Below are 20,768 nucleotides of genomic sequence, written 5' to 3'. Positions count from 1 at the left end.
GACATGAGCGAAATGGTGACCATCCCCCGTGAGGAGTACGACCGGCTTCGGGCCATTGCCGAAGACCTGGCAGATCTCAAGGCCTATGATCGTGCCAAGGCAGACCTGGCCGCGGGTGAGGATGAGCTGATCCCGGCAGAGTACGTGAATCGTCTGCTCAATGGCGAAAGCGCTCTGCGGGTCTATCGCGATCTGCGCGGCCTGACCCAGGCGGCGCTTGCCAAGGAGGCCGGTGTGAGCCGCGTCACGATTGCCGAGATCGAAACCGGTCGCAAGCAGGGGTCTGTCACGACACTGCGCGCCCTGGCGCACGCCCTCGGGGTCATGCTGGACGATCTGGCAGAGTGACGATCCTTGTCGGATGACCGAACCGTGCGGCGCCTTTGCGTCCCCGTGACGGATGCGGCGATCTTGTGGGCAAGACGATTCGGCGCGCGGCGCGGATTTCGCTCCGGTTCCGGTGCGGATCGCGGCGACGCGCATGATGTTCCGCGTCCGTTCCGGCCCGCGGGCAAAAAACTGGATGGCCTCTATAGTGTATCGCCGCATGTGACCCACAATATCCTGCAGAATCACTTGCCAGCCCTTGCCGGTCCCGGCATAACATTACGCTTATAGGGTGTTGTGGCGCGGCAAACCGTAACTAACGACTGCGCCCCAGGGTGAGGGATGATGAACAGCACGCGGATCGACCTTCTTGTCGGCGAGCACGCGCTCAGGCTCTCGGAGCGGCTGCAGGCCCATCGGGCACAGCTCTTCCCGCCCGATTCCCGCAAGGAGATGCGAAAGTTCACCAGCGGCGAGGCGGCGCGGCTCTTGGGCGTCAAGGATGCCTACCTGCGCAAGCTGCATCTCGATGGCAAGGGCCCCTCCCCCGAGATTCGCACCGGCGGGCGGCGCTATTACACGACCGCCGACATCCAGAACCTGCGCGAGCTGCTCGAGGCGGGTGCCAAGAGCCCGGGCACCTACCTGCCGGGGCGGCGCGAGGGCGACCACCTGCAGGTCATCACGGTGATCAATTTCAAGGGCGGCTCGGGCAAGACCACCACCGCCGCGCACCTGGCGCAGAAGATGGCGCTCGACGGCTACCGGGTGCTGGGCATCGATCTCGACCCGCAGGCCAGCTTCTCGGCGCTGCACGGGTTCCAGCCGGAATTCGACCTGCTCGACGGCGGCACGCTCTACGACGCGATTCGCTACGAAAACCCGGTGCCGCTCAGCCAGGTGATCCGGCGCAGCTATTTCACCAATCTCGACATCGTGCCGGGCAATCTCGACGTCATGGAATTCGAGCACGAAACCCCGCGCGCGCTGGCCGAGCGGGACGGTACGCTGTTCTTTACCCGCGTCGGCGACGCGCTGGCCGAGGTCGAGGGCGATTACGACGTGGTGGTGATCGACTGCCCGCCGCAACTCGGCTTTCTGACCATGTCGGCGCTCTCGGCGGCGACCGCGGTGCTGGTCACGGTGCATCCACAGATGCTCGACGTGATGAGCATGTGCCAGTTCCTGCTGATGACCTCCAATCTCCTGGGCGTGGTCTCGGAGGCGGGCGGCAGCATGTCCTATGACTGGATGCGCTACGTCATCACCCGCTACGAGCCCGGCGACGGGCCGCAGAACCAGATGGTCAGCTTCATGCGCTCGATGTTTGGCGAACACGTGCTCAATCACACGGTGCTGAAATCCACCGCCATCTCGGATGCGGGGATCACCAAGCAGACGCTTTACGAGATCGACAAGAGCCAGTTCACCCGCACCACCTATGAGCGCGCGATGGAAAGCCTCAACGCGGTCAATGGCGAGATCGAGGGACTCATACAGGCGGCGTGGGGGCGCGAGTAGAGGATGGCGCGCAAGGATCTCCTCAAGGGTCTCATGGAGGTGCCGCGGTCCGATGGCGGGGCGGATGGGGAGGCCCGTAATGAGGGGGCCCGCGTCGATACCGGGCGGCCGCGCTATTCCGGCGGGGCGATCGGGGCGGTCAGCCAGTCCATCGCCGGGCTGAAATCGCGCTCCGTGCTCGAGATCGATCCCGACCAGATCGAGGCCGGCGGCCTGCGCGACCGGCTGGATTTCGACGAGGCCGACCACCGGGCGCTGATGGTTTCGATCCGCGATCACGGCCAGCAGGTGCCGGTGCTCCTGCGGCCCCATCCCGACCGCAAGGACCGCTACCAGGTGGTCTATGGCCGCCGCCGGGTTCTGGCGCTGCGCGATCTTGGCCAGCCGGTCAAGGCGCTGGTACGCGAACTCGACGACCGCGAACTGATCCTCGCCCAGGGCCAGGAGAACGCCGCCCGCCGCGATCTGAGCTTCATCGAGAAGGCGAATTTCGCCCGGCAGATGCGCGATCTCGGCTATGACCGGGCCACGATCTGCGCCGCGCTTCATATAGATAAGACATTGATTTCACGCATGTTTTCCGTTGTTGATCGCCTCTCGCCCGACCTGATCGAGGTGATCGGGGCGGCACCGTCGGTGGGGCGCGAGCGCTGGCTGACCCTGGCCGAATGGATCGAGGCGGATGTGTTCTCGCTCGACGAGGCCATCGCCACGGTCAATCTCGCGCGGGACGGGACCGGTTCCGACGCGCGGTTCGAGGCGCTTTACGCGGCGATCGGGCGTCACCGTGGCAAGCCCGGGCGCCAGCGGAGCGACACCCCGCCCGATACCCCGCCAGACACTCCACTCAGGGGCGCGGCGGGCGAGCCCATCGGGCAGGTGCGGCGCAAATCGGGCGCCACGCTGCTCAAACTGTCGGACAAGGGCGCGCCGGGATTTGCCGAGTGGCTGATCGCGGCGCTGCCGGAGCTCCACCATCGCTGGAAGGACGGCGATGATGGCTAGGCCCGTCCGCGCCCCGCGCGCGGCCGGTTAACGAAACCTTAAACCACAAGGAGGCACAGACAGACAGAACGCAAAAAGAAAGCCCCCCGAGAACGTATCCCGAGAGGCCCATGACCGAAACGGTCGTCTGAATCTACACACTTCAGAACATGGGCCATCTGTTGACAGCTGTCAACAAGCGTCGGTTTCCGGCGGGCGGAAAAGTTTTGTCTTGTGAAAACTGAACATGGAAATTCTGACGACGACCCCCTTCGGGCCGCGGCGGATGAGCTATGAGCTGCTGAAACAGGAAACGGCCGCCACGGCGCCCGCCCCCCTGCCCCAAAGCGACAAATGGGGCCTGTTTCGCGAGCTTTGCGCCGCCCGCACGGCCTTTGGCCTGAGCGATCGTGATCTCACCGTCCTCTCGGCCCTGCTCTCCTTTCACCCCGGCAAGGATCTCGAGGATGCCGGCGCGCTGATCGTGTTCCCGTCCAACGCCGCCCTGTCGCAGCGCGCCCACGGCATGGCCGAGAGCACCCTGCGGCGCCATCTGGCCGCGCTGGTGCGGGCCGGCGTGATTCGCCGCCATGACAGCCCCAACGGCAAACGCTACGCCGCGCGGGGCGCTGACGGGTCGATCGCCCGCGCCTTCGGCTTCGACCTGCGCCCGCTCCTGGTGCGGGCCGAGGAAATCGCCCGCGCCGCCCAGGCCCTGCGCGAGACCGAGGAACGCAAGCGCCGCCTGCGCGAAGAGATCACCCTGCTCAAGCGGGATGCGATCAAGCTGCTGGATTATGGGACCGAAACGCTGAAAGGCCCGGATTGGGACGGGTTGGGCGCCACCCTGCTCGACCTGCACCGCCGGTCCCGCCACAAGGCGGATATCGAGACGGCCCATGCCCTTCGCGACGAACTCAAGGCATTCCTGGCGCAGCTCCGGGATTTGATCGCGTCGAATGCGGCCTCTGAATCAGAAAATATGAGCGGCAATGACAGCGATTCCGAGCGGCACTATCAGAATTCAAAACCAGACTCTTCTTGTCTTGAACCCTGTATGGAAAATGCACGGGCGGCGGCGGGTGCGGCGCCACCCCAGTCAATTGAGCCAAGGCTGCCACTGATGCTGGTGGTCAAGGCGTGCCCAGATATTCTCGATTATGCCGAGGACGGCATAAGGCGCTGGTCCGATCTCTGCCATGCTGCGGATTTCGTGCGTGGCATGATGGGCGTGTCACCGGACGCTTGGCAGGAGGCCATCCAAACGATGGGGCGCCCCACGGCGGCGATTGCCCTGGTCTGCATCCTGCAGCGGATCCAGCATATCCGCAGCCCGGGCGGATACTTGCGCAGCCTGACACGAAAGGCGGCGGACGGGGCCTTCTCACCCGGGCCGATGGTCATGGCGCTTCTCAGCCCCGACCGGCGCGCGGTTGACAGCTGTCAACACGGTGCGGTGCCGTGATCCGGGGGCCAGAGTTGACAGCTGTCAACTGGGGGTCTTGAAAGCCAGCCGGTTCGACGGGGCAGGGTGCGGTGCGTCCCTCCGGATTCGGAGCGAACGCTGGCCGCCGGACCCATTCGATGCCTGCGTCATGTTGGCGGGCCGCCGTCGTGGCGCGACCTTAAGCAACATGCGTGGAGCCCGCCCATTTCCCTGTGCGTGTACCTGTTGCGAATTCGCAACTTGGCCGGGACATGGAAGAAAAATTATCGTTTCAAAACAACATGTTAGGCCACTTCCCCATCAGGGTATAAGTTTCACTATACATCTTTTCCTTGCTGCGCGCCCCTTTGAGGGGTAGAAAAATCACTGAACAGTCTGTAATCCACTGCGGGAATCCGTCTGCGGATCGTATGCGCGGTATAACGCGTGGAAGAATTGGCAGGCTGTAAACAGATCCAATTGGCCCGACAGGGTTGAGCAAAGAGGGAATAAACGTCCATGGCTTACGATATCAGCGCACTGACCCCGCAAGAGCAAATCACGGCGCTCTACATTGCCTATTACGATCGCGCTCCCGATCCCGGTGGTCTCGCGTTCTGGACGGCCCGGCTGGAAGAGTTCCTCGCGAACGACAATGACGGCGATCCCGGTCTGAGCCTTGGACAAATCGCGGACAAGTTCGCCGCAGCGGCTGAATCCAAGGCGGTCTACCCGGACTTCCTGGGCGACAGCAACAACGACGGTATCGCCGATGGCAACAACCCCGGCGTTTTCGTCACCCAGGTCTATATCAACCTCTTCGGTCGCCTTCCCGACACGGATGGTCTTAACCACTGGGTCAAGAACATCAACAACGGCAACATCAGCCCTGCCGAAGCCCTGCTCAAGATCATTGCCGGTGCCCAAGGGACCGACATCGACGTTCTCAACAACAAGCTCGAGGTTGCCGGCGACTGGACCCAGAGCGCCATCGACGACGGCGTGCTCAACCTTGGCCCCGCGGACGAGGCCGAGGCGCGCTCGATCCTCGACGGTGTCGACGAGACCCAGCAAAGCGTCAACGACGCCAAGGACACGACCGACGCTTACTTCAACGAGGCGCCGACCGCGGCGAACGAGAGCGACAGCACCAACGAGGATACCGCGCTCAATGGCGATGTGAGCGACAAGACCGACGACGCCGATGGCGACACGCTGACCCACACCGTCGAGGCCGGCGATGGCCCCTCCAACGGCACCGTCAGCATGAACTCGGACGGCACCTATACCTACACGCCGAACGCCAATTTCAACGGCACCGACAGCTTTACCTACACCGTCGATGACGGCAATGGCGGCACCGACACCGGCACCGTGTTCCTGACCGTGAACGCGATCAACGACGCGCCCGTCGCGCAGGCCGGCATCGTCTCCACCACCGCCGAAGACACCGCCGTCAACGGCTCTGTCTCCTCTTCGGATGTCGACGGTGGCGCGCCCAGCTACAGCGTGGCCTCGGGCCCTGCCAACGGGTCGGTCACCATGAACCCGGACGGCACCTACACCTACACGCCGGATGCCGATTTCAACGGCACCGACAGCTTTGCCTACACTGTCAATGACGGCAACGGCGGCACCGACACGGCGGTGGTGAACATCACCATCAACCCGGTCGACGATGCGCCGGTCGCGCAGGACGAATCCGCCACGGCCACCGAGGACGGTGCTGTCGTGAACGGCCAGCTCGACGCCGACGACATCGACAACAACAATGCCAACATCACCTACGCGCTCAACGCTGCGGCCCCGGCCGGCCTGACCGTGAACGGCGATGGCACCTACAGCTTCGACCCCACCGTTCCGGCCTACCAGAGCCTGGCCGCGGGCCAGACGCAGGTCGTGGTCGCGGGCTACACCGCCACCTCCAACGGCAAGAGCGACACCGGCACCATCACCGTGACCGTGACCGGCACCAATGACGCGCCGGTCGCGCAGGCCGTGGCCGCTGCTGGTGTCGAGGATACGGTTATCGCCGGCCTGGCCGTGGCCACCGATGTCGACAGTGGCGACACGCTGACCTACAGCGTCGAGGCCGGTGACGGCCCGTCGAACGGCGGCGTGACCATGAACCAGAACGGCTCGTTCGAGTACACGCCGGATGCCAACTTCAACGGCACCGACAGCTTCACCTACACCGTGACCGACAGCCAGGGTGCGACCGCCACGGCAACCGTGACCCTCACCGTCGCGGCGGCCACCGATGAGCTGACCGCTGGCGTGGACAACTTCCAGGGCAGCGTGGCTGACGACATCGTCACCGGCAACGAGAACACCCTCAACGCTGGCGACAGCATCGAGGGCGGCGATGGCGAGGACACGCTGATCGTCAACGTGAACATGGGCCTCGAGTCGCTGCTCACCTTCGCCGGCTTCGTGGCCAATGTCGAAACCTTCCAGACGACGATCGATGGCCCCTCCGGCACTGGCGCCGTCTTCGACATGTCCGGCTCGGAAATCACCGGCAACACCTTCATCAACACCAACAGCACGGCTGACGTGACCTATGACCGCGTCAACATGAACCCCGATGGCCCCGACGCGGACACCCGCACCACGCAGCTCGATGTCGAACTGCGCAACGTGACGCAGGGCGCCGCGACCACCTTCACCACCCGCCCCGCGGAAGTGGTGGCCGGTGATGACGAGGCCAACGTCCTGATGACGAACCTCGACAACAACGCTCATATCGGCGAGCTGAGCTTCTTCGGCACGCCGGGCGACACCGAAGGGAATGCCCCGGGGACGGCCAATTCCGGCATCGAGGTCTTTGACCTGTCGGTCATGGGCAGCCCGCTGAACGTGTTCCTGAACGATCTGAACACCCCCGGCGGCACCACGGTGAACATCGCCACGGATACCGGCCCCGGCGCGGCCGGCCTGACCATCGGGGATGAGAACATCCCGGGCAATGTCGGGACGACGGTGGCCACCAACCTCGCGGCTGGCACGGCCACCGGCCTCCTCTTCGGCTTTGAGAACGCGCTCAGCAACACCATCACCACGGTCACCTCTTCGGGCGACGGCGATGTCGCGCTCAGCCTGCAGGACGATGGCGACAGCGCGACGGCAGCCCGGTCCTCGGGTGTGACCGGCACCTTTGACGGTGGCAATGACACCGTCTTCGGCAGCCAGCTGAACGACAACCTGTCGGGCGGCGAGGGCAATGACGTGCTCAGCGGCGCAGGCGGCAGTGACAGCCTGCTCGGCCAGGACGGCAACGACCTGCTGATGGGTGACGATGACACCCTGCCGGCTGCCGGCAACGACACCCTGCGCGGTGGCGAGGGTCAGGATACGCTGCTTGGCGGGTCCGGTAACGACCGGCTCTTCGGTGACGCGGGCAATGACCTGATCTTCGGCGAAGACGGCAATGACAGCCTCGTCGGCGGTGACGGCAACGACTCGATCTCGACTGGCGATGCCTCGGACAACTCCAACGAGACCGTCGATGGCGGCGCGGGCAACGACATCGTCCATACCCGCGGCGAGCAGCTGGTGGGGTCGGATCCGTTCCCGATTGCGAACCCCGCATTTTCCAACAAGAAAGACGTCCTGTCCGGCGGCGCCGACACCGACACGCTGATCGTCACGATGGCGAACGGTGCCAGCAATGCCAATGACAACGGCATGAACGATGTCACCCAGTTCGAGAACATCGATCTCAACGACGGCAACCACACCTATATCATCGACAACAACTCGGCCTTCGACAACGACAGCACGTCGGTGGTTGTGGATGGTTCGGATGTTGGCAAGACCGGCGCTGACTCGGTCAACTTCAACGCTTCGACCCTGTCGCGCGCGATCACGCTGATCGGTGGCGATGGCAACGACACACTGATCGGTGGCTCGGGTAACGACACCATCAACGGCGACGGCGACCAAGGTGGCAGCAACGGTGGCAACGATGTCCTGACCGGTAACGGCGGTGCCGACACCTTCCTCGGCGATGCCTACGAGCTGGACGGCGGTGACACGATCAGCGGCGGAAGCGGCAATGACCGCATCCTCGTCCAGGATCGTAGCTTTGGCGGCAACTCGACGATCAACAACAACGTCACCGGGATCGAGACCATCGAGGTCGAGCAGAACGGTTCTGGCAACTTCATCCTGAACATCACCGATAACTTCACCAATGGCGGCACGACGCTGCACGTCGATGGCAGCGCGCTGACCAACAATACGTTGACCGTCAACCACAACAACCAGAGCGAAGGCAAAGGCGCCGACGTCGATATCCAGATCACCGGTGGTGCGCTGGGTGATAACTTCAACATGGGTGACACGCTGGATGCCGGCGACACGATCGACGGCGGGGCTGGGAACGACACCCTGCGCGTGGACTCGGACAGCAATACCGCCGATGCCGACTTCACCAACGTGACGAATGTCGAGACGCTGATTCTCAACAACACCGGCGCTGGCGGCACCGTGACGCTGGGCCAGGCGGCCTTTGATGCGGGCATCACGACCGTGAATGCCAGTGGCGTGGCTGGTGACATCACCATCGACGCGTCGAACTTCCCCGGCCCGCTGACCATCATCGACGGGGCTGGCAACAACATCATTCTCGGGCCGAACAGCGATCCTCTGACGCTGGAACTGAGCGGTGGTAACGACAACATCACCACCGGCTCTGCGGATGATGTGATCCGTATCGACAATGGCGAGCTGACCGGCGACGACACCATCACCGACAACGGTGGCGATGACAGCGTTGTGTTCAGAAACACCTTTGGTGCCAGCACCAACATTGCCGCGGTGGTTAATCTCGACAATGTTACGGGTATCGAGAACTACGATTTCCTGACCAACGGGAACGACGGGTTCACCGATACGGCCTCGCTGACCTTCCAGGGTGGCACCGTGGGCACGGTGACCGACATCAACATCAACGGCGCGACCGTCACCGACACCGATGACAGCCTGACCATCCTGATCGACGGTGTCGACAACGGTGGCCTGGCCAACACCGTGGACGTGGACTACCGCTTCAACATCACCGGCACGGCGGGCAATGACCGCCTTGAAAAGGCCAATGCCGGGCTGGCGAACCAGATCACCTTCGACGGCGGCGCCGGTAGCGATACCGTGGCCATCAACGACGGCGATCTCGGGGCAACCACCACCATCGACGGCGGCACCGGCATCGACTGGCTGAGCCAGACGGGCGGGAGCTGGACGGATGACGACTTCATCAACGTCAGCAATGTCGAGGGTCTGACGGCGGAAAGCCCGCTGGTCGCCACGCTTGGCGCCAACGCGGCGGCAGCCGGGATCGACCGTATCCTGGGCACCAACCTCAACGAGAACGTCCTGCTCGACGCGGCCTTCACCAACGACCTGATGGTGGATATCCGCCAGGGCGGCGATGACACCATCAACGGTGGGGCCAGCAGCTCGACGCTGACATTCTTCGGGCGGTCCAGCAGCAACGACATCACCGCTGCGGACATCCTGACCGGCGGGACCGGCACGAATGACAGCATCCTGGTGGACAACAACGGCACCGGCACGGTGGACCTGTCCGGCACCAACGGTGTCGAGGTGGTCAACATCACCGAAACGTCGAACGGCACCCTCACGCTCGTGCTGGGCAACACCACCAACGACAACGCCAACAACCTGCTGACCATCAACGAGAACTCCTCCTTCAACAGCTTCTTTAGCGAAGGTGGAAACCCGTGGGATGGCGAGACGTTCAATGTCAACGGTGCCAACTACAACGGTGCGATCCTGCTGAACGGCCAGGTCGGCGGTGGCGGTGCGACTGGTAACATCACCACCAGCAACACCGGCAACTTCAACGACACCATCAATGCCGCTGACGGCAACGACAACGTGTCCACCAATGGCGGCAACGACGTGGTCGATGGCGGCAACGGCAACGACACCGTCGATGCGGGTGCTGGCAATGACAGCGTCGATGGCGGCAACGGCAATGACAACCTGACCGGCAACACCGGCAACGACACGGTCAACGGCGGCGCCAATGACGATACCGTCAACGGCGGGACCGGCATCGACGTGCTCGACGGTGGCTCTGGCAACGACCTGATCATCGGCGGCGGCAACGAGGAAACGCCGAACCCGGCGGTGAACCAGGGCGACCGGATGACCGGTGGCGACGGCAATGACACGTTCCGCTTCTTCGAGATCAGCGACTCGCGCGGTCTGGATCACGACGTGATCACCGACTGGGGCAATGGCAACAACACCATCGATATCGATGAAAACGTGTTGTTCCAGGCCGGTGGCGCCGCCAGCTCGGTTGCCTTCGCGGGCAATGCGCCGAACTTTGCGCAGGCGCAGGGCACCATCGCCGCAACGGCGGGTGACGGTGTGGCGGACTATGTCTTCCAGGCTGGCAACGCGGTCGAGGCGCCGACCCTGTGGATCGACGTCAACGATGATGGCACGCTGAACGCGCAGGACATCCAGATCGAGCTGGAAGGCTTTGCTGGCACCTTCGCGGGTGGCGAGGTCACGCTGAGCGACACCGCCATTCCGGATGCGCCGACCTTCACGTCGGTGACGGTGGACAGCGCGGGACCGAACGGTTCGGCCACTGACTTCGACACCAATGACAACACCGCTCCGGTGGTTCGCGTGTCCTTCTCGACCGCGACCGACGGAACCGGTGCCCGGGTTGGCGACATCCTGGATGTCACCGGTGCTCCGGGTGGTGCGCAGCAGAAGGTGCTGGACGCAACGGATATTGCCAACGGCTTCGTGGACTTCACGCTGCCGGCGGGTCCGATTGCGGATGCCAACTACGCCATGTCGGCCACGATCACCGATAACTTCGGGACCGTTCAGGTCAGCGCTGCGGCCAACCAGGTTCTGAAAATCGACACGACGGCGACCATTGCGATCAATGCTGCCGTGATCGAAGGTGACGATACCGTCAACTCGACCGAGCAGACGGACGTCCTGGTGAGCGGTACCACGACAGGTGTCGAGGATGGCCAGACGGTGACGGTGTCCTTCACGGACGGTGTCAACACCGTCAACCAGAACGTGACTGTCACGGGTGGTGCCTGGACGCTTTCGGGTAACGAGGTCGATATCAGCACGCTCAACGATGGCGCCATCACGGTCGATGCGGTCGTGACGGACCAGCAGGGCAACGCCGCTGATGCCGTGGATCGCGTGATCACCAAGGACACGCTGGCGTCGATCAGCATCACCACGCCGATCGAGGGCGATAACATCGTCAACGCGGCAGAGGATGGCAGTGTCGAACTCGCCGGTACCGTGACGGATGTCGAGGACGGTCAGACCGTGACGATCACCTACACGGACACGGCCTCCAACTTCGTGACCGTGAGCTCGGACGTCGCCGATGGTGATGCCTCGGGGGTGTGGGATACGACGACGGGCGCGGCTGGCTCGGCCAACCTGACGGGTCTGCTCGACGGTGTGGTGACGGTGGATGTCTCGGTGTCGGACCTGGCCGGTAACACGGCCACCAACACCTTCAACATCGTCAAGGATGCCACCCCACCGAGCACCAACACCATTGACACCGTCTTCTACAGCAGCACGGGCGGTACGACCGGGAGCGGGACCATCGTGTTCAACGGTACGTTCGATACGAATGACACCGTGGACGCGACCCAGATCTCTATTTCTGGTACTGGCGGTGGCGGTACTGCTCTGGCGGCTGGCGACATCGACAGCGTCACGATCAGCGGCACGCAGATCGTTGTGAACCTGTCGGCTGCGGGTCAGACCACCATCCAGACGGGTGAGAACATGGGTTCGACCATCGATCCCGTCGTCAACCTCGGTGCCGGGTTCCTGACCGACACGAACGCAAACCCGTCGGCGGCGAATGGCCACCTGCATATCGGGCTCAACATCCGGTCCTCGGATGATGGTCTGACGTCGCTCACCGGGAACGCGTTCTCCGCGCCGGATGGCAGCCAGTATGACGACACGTTCGAGCTGGATAACACCGGGGTGAATGTGACCGGACTAGGTGGTGCGGATACCTTCATCCTCACGGATGACGGCACCAACGTCTTTGCGACCGGTACGCAGATCGGTGACATCAACGACTTCGATGCACTCGAGGGCGATAGCATCCAGTTCGAGGCGGCGGCGCTTAACGGCACCTCCGGGTCTCTGACCGGTGTGTTTGTCGCTGGTGTGGGTGATGGTAGCACCGTTGCCTTCCGGACGTTCGAAGAGAACGGGAACGCCCCGAACGACAATACCGACGCAGTGGCGGCAACGACGCTGGCTGGTACGTTCATCTGGGACGACATCAACAACGTTCTTCGCTTCGACGTCTCGGGCGACACCTCGTTCAACGGGTTCGTTGTTCAGGATGCCAGCGGCGACGACATCACGATTGATCTGACCGGGATCAACGGTGATGTGTCCGCAAGCGACATCAGCTTCATCTGATCCAGGGGTTCGGGGCGGCCACCGCCGCCCCGCCATACGAAACAGGGAAACGCCGGCCTCTCGGGGCCGGCGTTTTTCGTTCTGGGGTGGGGTCTTTGGGGTGAGTTTTCGGACACTGCCCGCGCGCGCCCGCGCCACCGACGCAATACCGACAGGATACCGACAGGATACAGCATGCCCCGATCCGCCGTCCCGGCGCCGCGCGGCGCCGGGCTCAGCGCAGGGGCAAAAGCTCCGCCTGCCAGCCTTCGCCGGCGCAGCGGGCCGCGATCTCCTGCATGTAGATCGGGTTCATCACCACGATGGTATCCGGTTTCAGCCTCGGCAGGGCCTCCGGCGCAGAGATCGGCAGCCCCAGACCCGGCGCGTATTTCCCGGCCCGGTGCGGGTTTATGTCGATGATCCCGCAAAGCGCCGGATGATGCCCATCAGCCGCTACTGCCTTGATAAACGACACACATTTAGAGCCGGACCCCCAGATCGCCACCCGCCGGCCCGTGGCGGAAGCGGTGTTCAACCAGGCGCGCCATCGGGCCTTCTGCGTCTCGGCCGCATCCGCGAAACGGGCGATCAGGCGCGCCGTCTCGTCCGGGGGCTCTTCGATTGCGAAGGATCTGTCCTGCGCCGGGTCGAGGACCGCCTCGACCGAGAGATACTGATCGCCATAGTCCCGGCGCAGATCCGTGACGGCAAAGCCCGCCCCGCGCAACGCCCGGCCCAGCGACCCCGGACTGAAATACGAGCAATGCTCGTAATACACATCCTCAAACGCCCCCTCGGCCCAGACCCGCATGGCGTCCGGGATATCCAGAAAGAGAACGGCGCCGGGGTTCCGGCGCATGTGCCGGTGCATACGGTCCAGCATGGCCGCGACGGGGCCGATATGCTCCAGCGTGTGCCGACAGCACAAAAGGTCGGCCGGCAGCGTCAGGTGCGTGTCGTCATAGAGGGCCTGGATCAGCCGGAACCGCCCCTGCGGTGGTTTTGCGACGCGACCGGGCAGGGCAGAGGGATCAATGCCCACGCCCCGCATCCGGCCCTCGGACGCGAGAAGATAGAGGAAATCACCCTTTGAACAGCCGATCTCGACCGCGCGTTTGCCGACGAGATCATGACGGGAAACCAGGTCACGGGCGAGCTCCACCGCATAACGCGAGAAGGTCGGTGAAAAGCTTTGCTGATCCTCGTAATTCGGTGCGTAGGCTGACCATTTGGGGTCGAACGCCGTGTTGGTGACAAATCCGCAGGCCGGGCAGGCGGCCAGGACAACCGGCCCGGTCGCGAAAGCCCGGGCCTCGGCCGCGGTCTCGAGCATGAGGCAGGAGTGCACCGGCACAGGCGGCCCCGTGTAGAAGGGGGGATCGAGCGAGGCAGAGCAGCAGGGGCAGGGGGTCATGGGGCAGGGCGTCTGACGTGACGCAGTTTGGGAACCGGGATCAGGAACTGGCCACCCGCCTCGAGAAAGCGCCGGTTCTCGGACAGGATTTCATCCGCGAAATTCCAGGCAAGCAACAGCACCGCATCTACATCATCGCGGCTGAGTTCGGATGCGGGCCGGATAACCAACCCGGAGCCGGGCATTGCCTTGCCAGCCTTCCAAGGGCTTTTGTCATAGACGTGACGCAGTGCCCCGGCGGGCAGATCGAGCATATGCAACAGCGTTGTGCCCTTTGCCGCCGCGCCGTAAGCCGCGATCCGCATGCCCTGATTTGCGAGGTCTGTCACGGCGGCGCGTGTCTCGTCACACAGCGTGCGAATGCGCTGCAGAAAGGGATCAAAGAAGGCTCTTGTCCCCATATCGCGCCGGGCTTCTTCTGCCATCAGATCCAGGAGCCGGGCCGAGGGAGCGCCGTGGCGTGCAATCCGCAGCCGGAAAGACCCGCCATGTACCCAGACCTTTTCAGCATCTGTCAACACCAACCCGTGACGGGAAAAAAGCGGCGCCAGGGCGGTTAGTGACAGATAAAGAAGATGCTGGTGGTAGATCGTATCAAAGGCGCAGTCATCAACGAGCGCCATAAGCGAGGGGACCTCGATCACCGCGCACCCCTGATCCTTCAGCAGGATGGCAATGCCTGCAACGAAGTCGTTTACATCCGCGACATGGGCCAGAACGTTATTGGCAATGAACAAATCCGCCGGTCCGTGCCGATCACGAATGTGCCGTGCATGCCCTGCCGTGAAAAACACCTGGTCCGTGGGAATGCCCTTGCGGCGGGCTTCGGCGACGGGGGCCGCGGCCGGATCAATGCCCAGAACACGATGGCCAGCGGCCTGGAACGGGGCAAGCATGGTTCCGTCATTGGACGCCGCTTCGACGACAAAGACATCCGACGCCTGAGAAAAACTGTCTATCAGACATTGTGCACTGTCGGTGAAATGGGCAACGAGAGCAGGAGATACCGAGGAAAAATAGGGATAGGCGGAATGGAACAGGATGTCTGGCTCTACGGTTTCGCGCAACTGACACAGGCTGCAGGCTGGACAATGGCACAAGGTGAGCGGCGCGCGATACTCCGGGTCTGATCCGCCGGGCACGGTCAGCCTGTCGGCCAGCGGCGATTGGCCGAACGCCATGAGCGTTTCAAGCGGGCCGGCCCCGCAGCTGCGGCAGGCGGTGATACTCCGGTGCGGAGCGGTCGTGATCATGCGACGGTCATGTCCGTCTCGCGCAGGCTCTGTGTCCGCCGTCCCGTATCCATGCACATCCGCAGATGGGCCACACGCGCAAACCGGGGGCCTTCGAAGTCTTCCGGCGTGACAGGGTATCTTGAAAGAGCATTGCGGAGCTCGGCTATGCCATCTTCGACGGACCAACATGGCGCGAACCCGATATCCGCGATCTTGCTGCAATCAACACGATAGGTTCGTGTATCGGCGATCGCGCCACTGGCAAAGGTAATGCGTGTTTCTGGCAGGGCAGCTTGGATTTTTTCGGCCAGGTCGCGCACGCGCATGCAGTCCCGGTTGTGACCAACATTGAACGCCTGAGCGTGAATCGCCTCTCTCGGAGCGGCGAGAACCCGTTCAAACGCCTGTGCGATATCAATGATATGAACCAGAGGACGCCACGCACTGCCATCAGATTTCAACCTGATCTGCCCCGTGGCCATCGCCCACGCCGTGAGATTATTGAGCACGAGATCAAACCGGAGACGCGGGGAGACTCCATATGCCGTGGCGCTGCGCAGAAAGACAGGACTGAAAGTTTCATCAGCCAAGTTTGCCAGATCGGCCTCGCTGTCGACCTTGGAGCGCGCATAGGGCGTGACAGGTCGCAAGGGCGCCTCCTCGTCCAGCCAGTCATCACTGCCCGAAGCCCCGTAATTGGAACAGCTGGATGAAAACAGAAACCGCGACACACCTGCAGCCTTTGCGGCCCTGGCCAGGTCCAGCGTCGCCCGACGGTTGATGGCATCGGTTAGGCTTGGGTCGATGTTGCCCAGAGGATCGTTGGATAACCCGGCAAGGTGGATCACCGCGTCGATATCCGCCAGGTGTTCGGGAGTGATATCGCGAATGTCAGGGGGGCCGCACCAGGGAGTGGTATCGGCATGGCCGGGGGTAAAGTCGCAGCCCCGGTAAAGATCGATATCCGCACCCACCACGCGATGTCCGGCCGCTTTCAGACGGGGAACCAAGATAGTGCCAATATAGCCGCGATGTCCGGTGACGAGCAATTTCATGTTATTCCCAGCCTTCGACATTTCGCGGAATCCAAGGCCTCGTACCAGCGGCCCATAACGCCTCGAGCCGAGCCTTGTCGCTCAGTGTATCGACACAGTGCCAAAATCCTTCGTGACGATAGGCGCGCAGAGCCCCATCGGCGGCAAGCGATTGCATCGGTTCTCCTTCAAAGGCAGTGTCTGGCCCGGCGATACGATCCAGGACTTCCGGGTCGAGCACAAAGAACGCGCCGTTGATCCAACCTTCGGCGCCTTTTGGTTTTTCTTGGAAACTCATTACCCGATTACCGTCCAGTACCAAATGCCCAAAGCGAGGGGGAGGGTGCACAGCGGTCAGTGTGGCGGGTTGACCGTGATCTTGGTGAAACGCGTACAGGGCATCAAGGTCTACGTCCGATACACCGTCCCCCCAAGTGAGAAAGAACGTATTATCTCCGAGCCACGGGCCAAGCGCCTTTATCCGGCCGCCCGTGTTGGTCTCGGGACCTGTTTCGACGAGGTGGATGATCCAGTCAGGCCGCTTCAGATGGACCTCGGCGTGCCCATTTCCGTATGCACGGTAGGTGCCACCACGGTTGTTGGCCATCTCGGCGCACCAGTCGCGAACAACATCTCCCAGATATCCCAGCGCGATGACGAACTCCCGGTGGTCATAAGCGGCATAATGGAACATGATGTGCCACAAGAGTGGCGCACCACCTATCGTGACCATCGGTTTGGGACGCAGGTGCGTTTCCTCCGACAGGCGCTCACCGCGCCCTCCTGCCAGTATCCCGACTTTCATCGGTTTGCCCCGCACATGCCATGGATATTCAGTGTCGGTTTAGCCTCGGTGCAAGGTTGCCCGCAACAGGCGCATTGCATCTCTGCTTCAGAGACGGATAAGTGGCTGTACAATTTGCGCTAACGGAGCTTGCTCATGCCCAAAGTGTCCATCGTTCTGCCGACGTACAATGCCGGAAAATTCTTGCGAGAGACCATGGAGACAATCCTTGCGCAGACATATGAGGATTTCGAATTCCTGATTTTCGACTCCGCGTCGACCGACGACACGCTCGAGATCATCAAGAGCTTCGATGATACGCGGATCACGCTGACCGAGCTGCCCTTCGTTTGCGAAGCCGCGATCAAGCGCAACCTGGGCTTTTCGCAAGCCCGGGGCGATTACATCATGATGATGGATGCCGACGATGTGAATGTGCCGGAGCGGTTGGAAAAACAGGTCGCCTTCCTCGATGAACATCCGGATGTTCATGTTTTGGGATCACAGTACATCACGTTCGAAGATGGCAAAGAGGATATCCTCGTTCCGGTGCCGGCCAACGACGGGGTGATCAAGGCTCATTTCCTGCGCGCAACCGGCTCGGGGATTCATTCGCCGACAGTGCTGATGCGACGGGATTTCCTGTTGGAGCACAGCATCTTCTTCCGTGTCGTCCGAGCCGGGGAAGGACAGATGTTCTGGAACGACTGGATGAAAGCAGGCGCCCGCTTTGCCAATATTCAGGAACCATTGGTTCGCTATCGCCGGCATGAGGCCAGCCATGTCTATAGCCGCCGCGAAGCCTTTCAGGAGGCTCAAACAGAGATCCGCGAAGAGCTGTTAACGTTGTTTTTCCCGCACCTCAGTCGGGCAGAGGCGCGCAAGCTCGCACAAATGATGGAAAAGGGTCGGGAACACGAGATTTCGGAGCTCGCATGCGGCGTGGTTTTCGCTGAAAAGGTGGCAGAATTCCGGGTGGCTCAGTATGGAGCGGACATGAACATGCTCGTGCAGATTCTTGCAGGCGCACACCAGCGCGCCAAAGAGAAGATGCGGCGTGTCCTGGGGCAGGCGTCATCTCAATCCTGAGACCGGGTCGCGCGCCATAAGGCCCGCAGCTCTTCCTTTTGCGTGAAGACGCGATTGAGGACATCCAAACAGGGAAACGCCGGCCTCGCGGGGCCGGCGTTTTTCGTCGTGGCGGGGTCTTTCAAGGCGACCCGTCCGCGCCACCGACGCGATACCGACAGAATACCGACGCCGTGCAGCGCCGGTCTTTCGGGCGGCGGGGGAGGGGGCGGCAATGCCCGCAAGATAACTGGGTCGCCCCGCAGGCGCACTATTGCCGAGCCAACCGGTTCGTCAGTTCCCGTCCTTGCCCGCAAAAACCGACGTCCGTCCCCGGACCTGGAGCGCCCTGCGAGAGGCTTCGACGTTGCCGTTTTTCGAGACCAGTGACGTGGGCGGCTCCTTTTGCTCCAGCTTTTCTATGGCAACGATGGAATCATAAAAGCGCACCGAGTTGAGCTCTCTGGCCATGTCCTGAAAGGGGAACAACGCGTCCTGGTCGGTATACCAAGAGTGCATCGTATCTATGAGCCTCTTGGAATATTCAATGAAACTCGCTTCGTTCCGGTAGCCGCCGCCAAAGCCCGGCCAGTAGCTGGTGTGGCAGTCTTCCACCATGTAGAGCCCGCCGTTCGTCAAATGCTGCCACAGGCTCTCGAAGCTGGCGATCTGATGGGCGCAGACGTGGCTGCCGTCATCCAGCACGACATCAAAGGGGCCAAGTTCTTCAGCCAGAGAGGTCAGGAATTCCGGGTCTGCCTGGTTGCCGATCCGTACGTTTGTTCCTTCTATTTCAAACGCTTTGCAGGCGGGATCAATGTCGATGAAAGTGAGCCTGCTGCCGTCGGGGAAGTAGTCCTTCCACATCGGAATGGAGCCGCCCTTGAATATCCCGATCTCCAAAAAGGAGATCGGCTTTTTCAAGAAACGTCCCATCTCGCGTTCGTAGACTTGGAAGTAATGGTGCCACTTGGTTATCGCACGGTCATCGGTCTTTTTCAGGTGGTCTATTAGCATGTGAAATTCTGCTGTCCTGGAAGCGATAAGATAGGGAATCTCTGAAAACCAACCTTTCCCAAGTGACCCTACAAGTGACCCTATTCGAGGGTCATAGTGCCGTCTGCAGCGTCTCCCCGCAACAGATCTTCGATCTGCAGGAAACCCCCCTCGATACCAGGCAGCAATCAACCTCGGAGACCCTGCATGAAATGTGTGATGACCAAGGTTGTTGGCTTTCCATTGTTGTAGTTGTATTGCCCCAGTCTCGACATTGTCTCGACCCGCTGATGTCCTCATGCGGGCTTATGATGCTATGTAGCCGGGGCGGCGTCGCGGTAGATAGGGTCTATCGATCAAGTGCCCCACAGGAGCGGGTATGCTGACACGGCACGAGCAGCTTTTCGTCGAGATGACCAACAGGCTCAGGCTGAATCCCCAGGCCGAGGCGGATCGCCTTCTGGGCGGCGATCTGAACGCCGGCATCGCGGCCTACAATGCCGGGCATGGCACCAGCTACGATCTGAGAAATGCCGGGCCCATGCAGGTGCTGGCTCCGAATGCCGCCCTGAAGGATGCGGCGTTGCTCCATTCCGACTGGATGCTGGCGCAAAACAGCTTTTCCCATGCCGGCGATCCACAATTTCGCGGGCATCCCGATTATCCCGGCACGCCGGGATACCCAATCAACAGTTCCCCCGGGGAACGCATGGCCGCGGCCGGGTACGAGTTCGACGGCACATGGAGGTGGGCGGAGAACCTTTCCTATACGGGCACGACGGGTGTGCTTGACGAGGACGCTGCCATCGTCACGCATTACAAGACCCTGTTTCAAAGCCCCGGACACCGCGTAAACCTTCTCGACGATCTCCAAAGGGAAACCGGGGTCGGCGTGAGCACGGGGCCATTCTACGTCAGCGGCACGACCTACAATACCTCCATGCTGACGCAGGAATTCGCGAAATCCGGCAGCGATATTTTCCTCACGGGCGTGAGCTATGACGACATCAACCGCAACGGTGTCTACGATCTTGGCGAGGGAACAGGCGGGATAGAATTCGCCGCGAACGGCCGCCAGGCAATCACATGGGACGCCGGGGGATACAGCCTCTCCATGTCGGCGCTGGCATCGATACCCGTATCGGTGACCAGCATGTCGGGGACCATAAACGCCACCGTCTCTTTGGCCTCGGGCAACGTAAAGCTCGATCTCGTGGATGGGGCCATCCTGCAAAGCTCGGGCAATCTCGTTTTGGGCGGCGGGGCAACCGATGCGCGCCTTCTGGGCGCTGCCGATCTGAGCCTGACAGGCAATGACCAGGGCAACCGCCTGATGGGCGCCTTCGGCGACGACACCCTCACCGGCGGCGCGGGCGATGATCTGCTTGAGGGCGGGGCGGGCAGGGACATGGCCGTCTATTCCGGTGACCAGTCGAGCTACACGCTGACGCTGAGCCCGGGCGGCACCACGCTCACCGACCGGCGCGCGGATGGCAACGGCACCGACACGCTCATCGACATG

General features: G+C 62.3%; 12 protein-coding genes. 7 read left to right on the top strand and 5 right to left on the bottom strand.

Features of this window, described 5'->3' with window-relative positions:
- Positions 1–3 precede the first annotated feature (3 nt).
- The 5 genes from AC13D8_RS07125 (at position 4) to AC13D8_RS07105 (ending at position 12,733) form a co-directional block, all read left to right on the top strand.
- Complete coding sequence (locus AC13D8_RS07125) at positions 4–348, top strand: helix-turn-helix transcriptional regulator (RefSeq protein ID WP_482968279.1); 345 nt, start codon at positions 4–6, stop codon at positions 346–348.
- A gap of 321 nt (positions 349–669) precedes the next feature.
- Positions 670–1,848 (top strand): plasmid partitioning protein RepA, encoded by a 1,179-nt coding sequence (gene repA, locus AC13D8_RS07120; protein ID WP_104019688.1) that lies wholly within the window; start codon positions 670–672, stop codon positions 1,846–1,848.
- 3 nt (positions 1,849–1,851) lie between these two features.
- On the top strand, positions 1,852–2,853 hold the full coding sequence (gene repB / locus AC13D8_RS07115) for a plasmid partitioning protein RepB (protein ID WP_129435135.1): 1,002 nt from the start codon (positions 1,852–1,854) through the stop codon (positions 2,851–2,853).
- A 226-nt stretch (positions 2,854–3,079) separates the two neighbouring features.
- Positions 3,080–4,297: a plasmid replication protein RepC gene (repC, locus tag AC13D8_RS07110; RefSeq protein ID WP_482968278.1), complete on the top strand. Its 1,218-nt coding sequence runs from the start codon at positions 3,080–3,082 to the stop codon at positions 4,295–4,297.
- A gap of 480 nt (positions 4,298–4,777) precedes the next feature.
- The gene (locus AC13D8_RS07105) at positions 4,778–12,733 is read left to right on the top strand and encodes a beta strand repeat-containing protein (RefSeq protein ID WP_482968277.1); all 7,956 of its coding nucleotides are present in this window, start codon (positions 4,778–4,780) and stop codon (positions 12,731–12,733) included.
- 214 nt (positions 12,734–12,947) lie between these two features.
- On the opposite strand, the gene AC13D8_RS07100 is transcribed toward AC13D8_RS07105, so the two are convergent.
- From AC13D8_RS07100 to rfbF, 4 genes are all read right to left on the bottom strand, one after another.
- Positions 12,948–14,048: a class I SAM-dependent methyltransferase gene (locus AC13D8_RS07100; RefSeq protein ID WP_482968276.1), complete on the bottom strand. Its 1,101-nt coding sequence runs from the start codon at positions 14,046–14,048 to the stop codon at positions 12,948–12,950.
- A 77-nt stretch (positions 14,049–14,125) separates the two neighbouring features.
- Entirely contained in the window at positions 14,126–15,382 is a 1,257-nt protein-coding gene (locus AC13D8_RS07095) for a methyltransferase domain-containing protein (RefSeq protein ID WP_482968275.1), read from the bottom strand.
- Positions 15,379–16,419: an NAD-dependent epimerase/dehydratase family protein gene (locus AC13D8_RS07090; protein WP_482968274.1), complete on the bottom strand. Its 1,041-nt coding sequence runs from the start codon at positions 16,417–16,419 to the stop codon at positions 15,379–15,381. The genes AC13D8_RS07095 and AC13D8_RS07090 overlap by 4 nt, the downstream gene beginning before the upstream one ends.
- 1 nt (position 16,420) lies before the next feature.
- Positions 16,421–17,203 carry a glucose-1-phosphate cytidylyltransferase gene (rfbF, locus tag AC13D8_RS07085; RefSeq protein WP_482968273.1) on the bottom strand — a complete coding sequence of 261 codons (783 nt, stop codon included), beginning with the start codon at positions 17,201–17,203 and terminating at the stop codon, positions 16,421–16,423.
- A gap of 135 nt (positions 17,204–17,338) precedes the next feature.
- Here rfbF and AC13D8_RS07080 point away from each other — a divergent pair, with 135 nt between their 5' ends.
- Positions 17,339–18,271 (top strand): glycosyltransferase family 2 protein, encoded by a 933-nt coding sequence (locus AC13D8_RS07080; RefSeq protein ID WP_482968272.1) that lies wholly within the window; start codon positions 17,339–17,341, stop codon positions 18,269–18,271.
- 273 nt (positions 18,272–18,544) lie between these two features.
- Here AC13D8_RS07080 and AC13D8_RS07075 read toward each other — a convergent pair whose 3' ends face one another.
- Positions 18,545–19,267, bottom strand: a complete 723-nt coding sequence (locus tag AC13D8_RS07075; protein ID WP_482968271.1) for a class I SAM-dependent methyltransferase — start codon at positions 19,265–19,267, stop codon at positions 18,545–18,547.
- 358 nt (positions 19,268–19,625) lie between these two features.
- Between AC13D8_RS07075 and AC13D8_RS07070 the strand changes: the two genes are divergently transcribed.
- Positions 19,626–20,768 (top strand): hypothetical protein (locus AC13D8_RS07070; protein ID WP_482968270.1); only part of this gene is annotated, 1,143 nt, incomplete at its 3' end.

The organism is Roseovarius sp. B-10 (assembly GCF_056859295.1).
The sequence above is the reverse complement of the archived record's forward strand: the minus strand, read 5'-3'. Positions and strand labels throughout refer to the sequence as shown.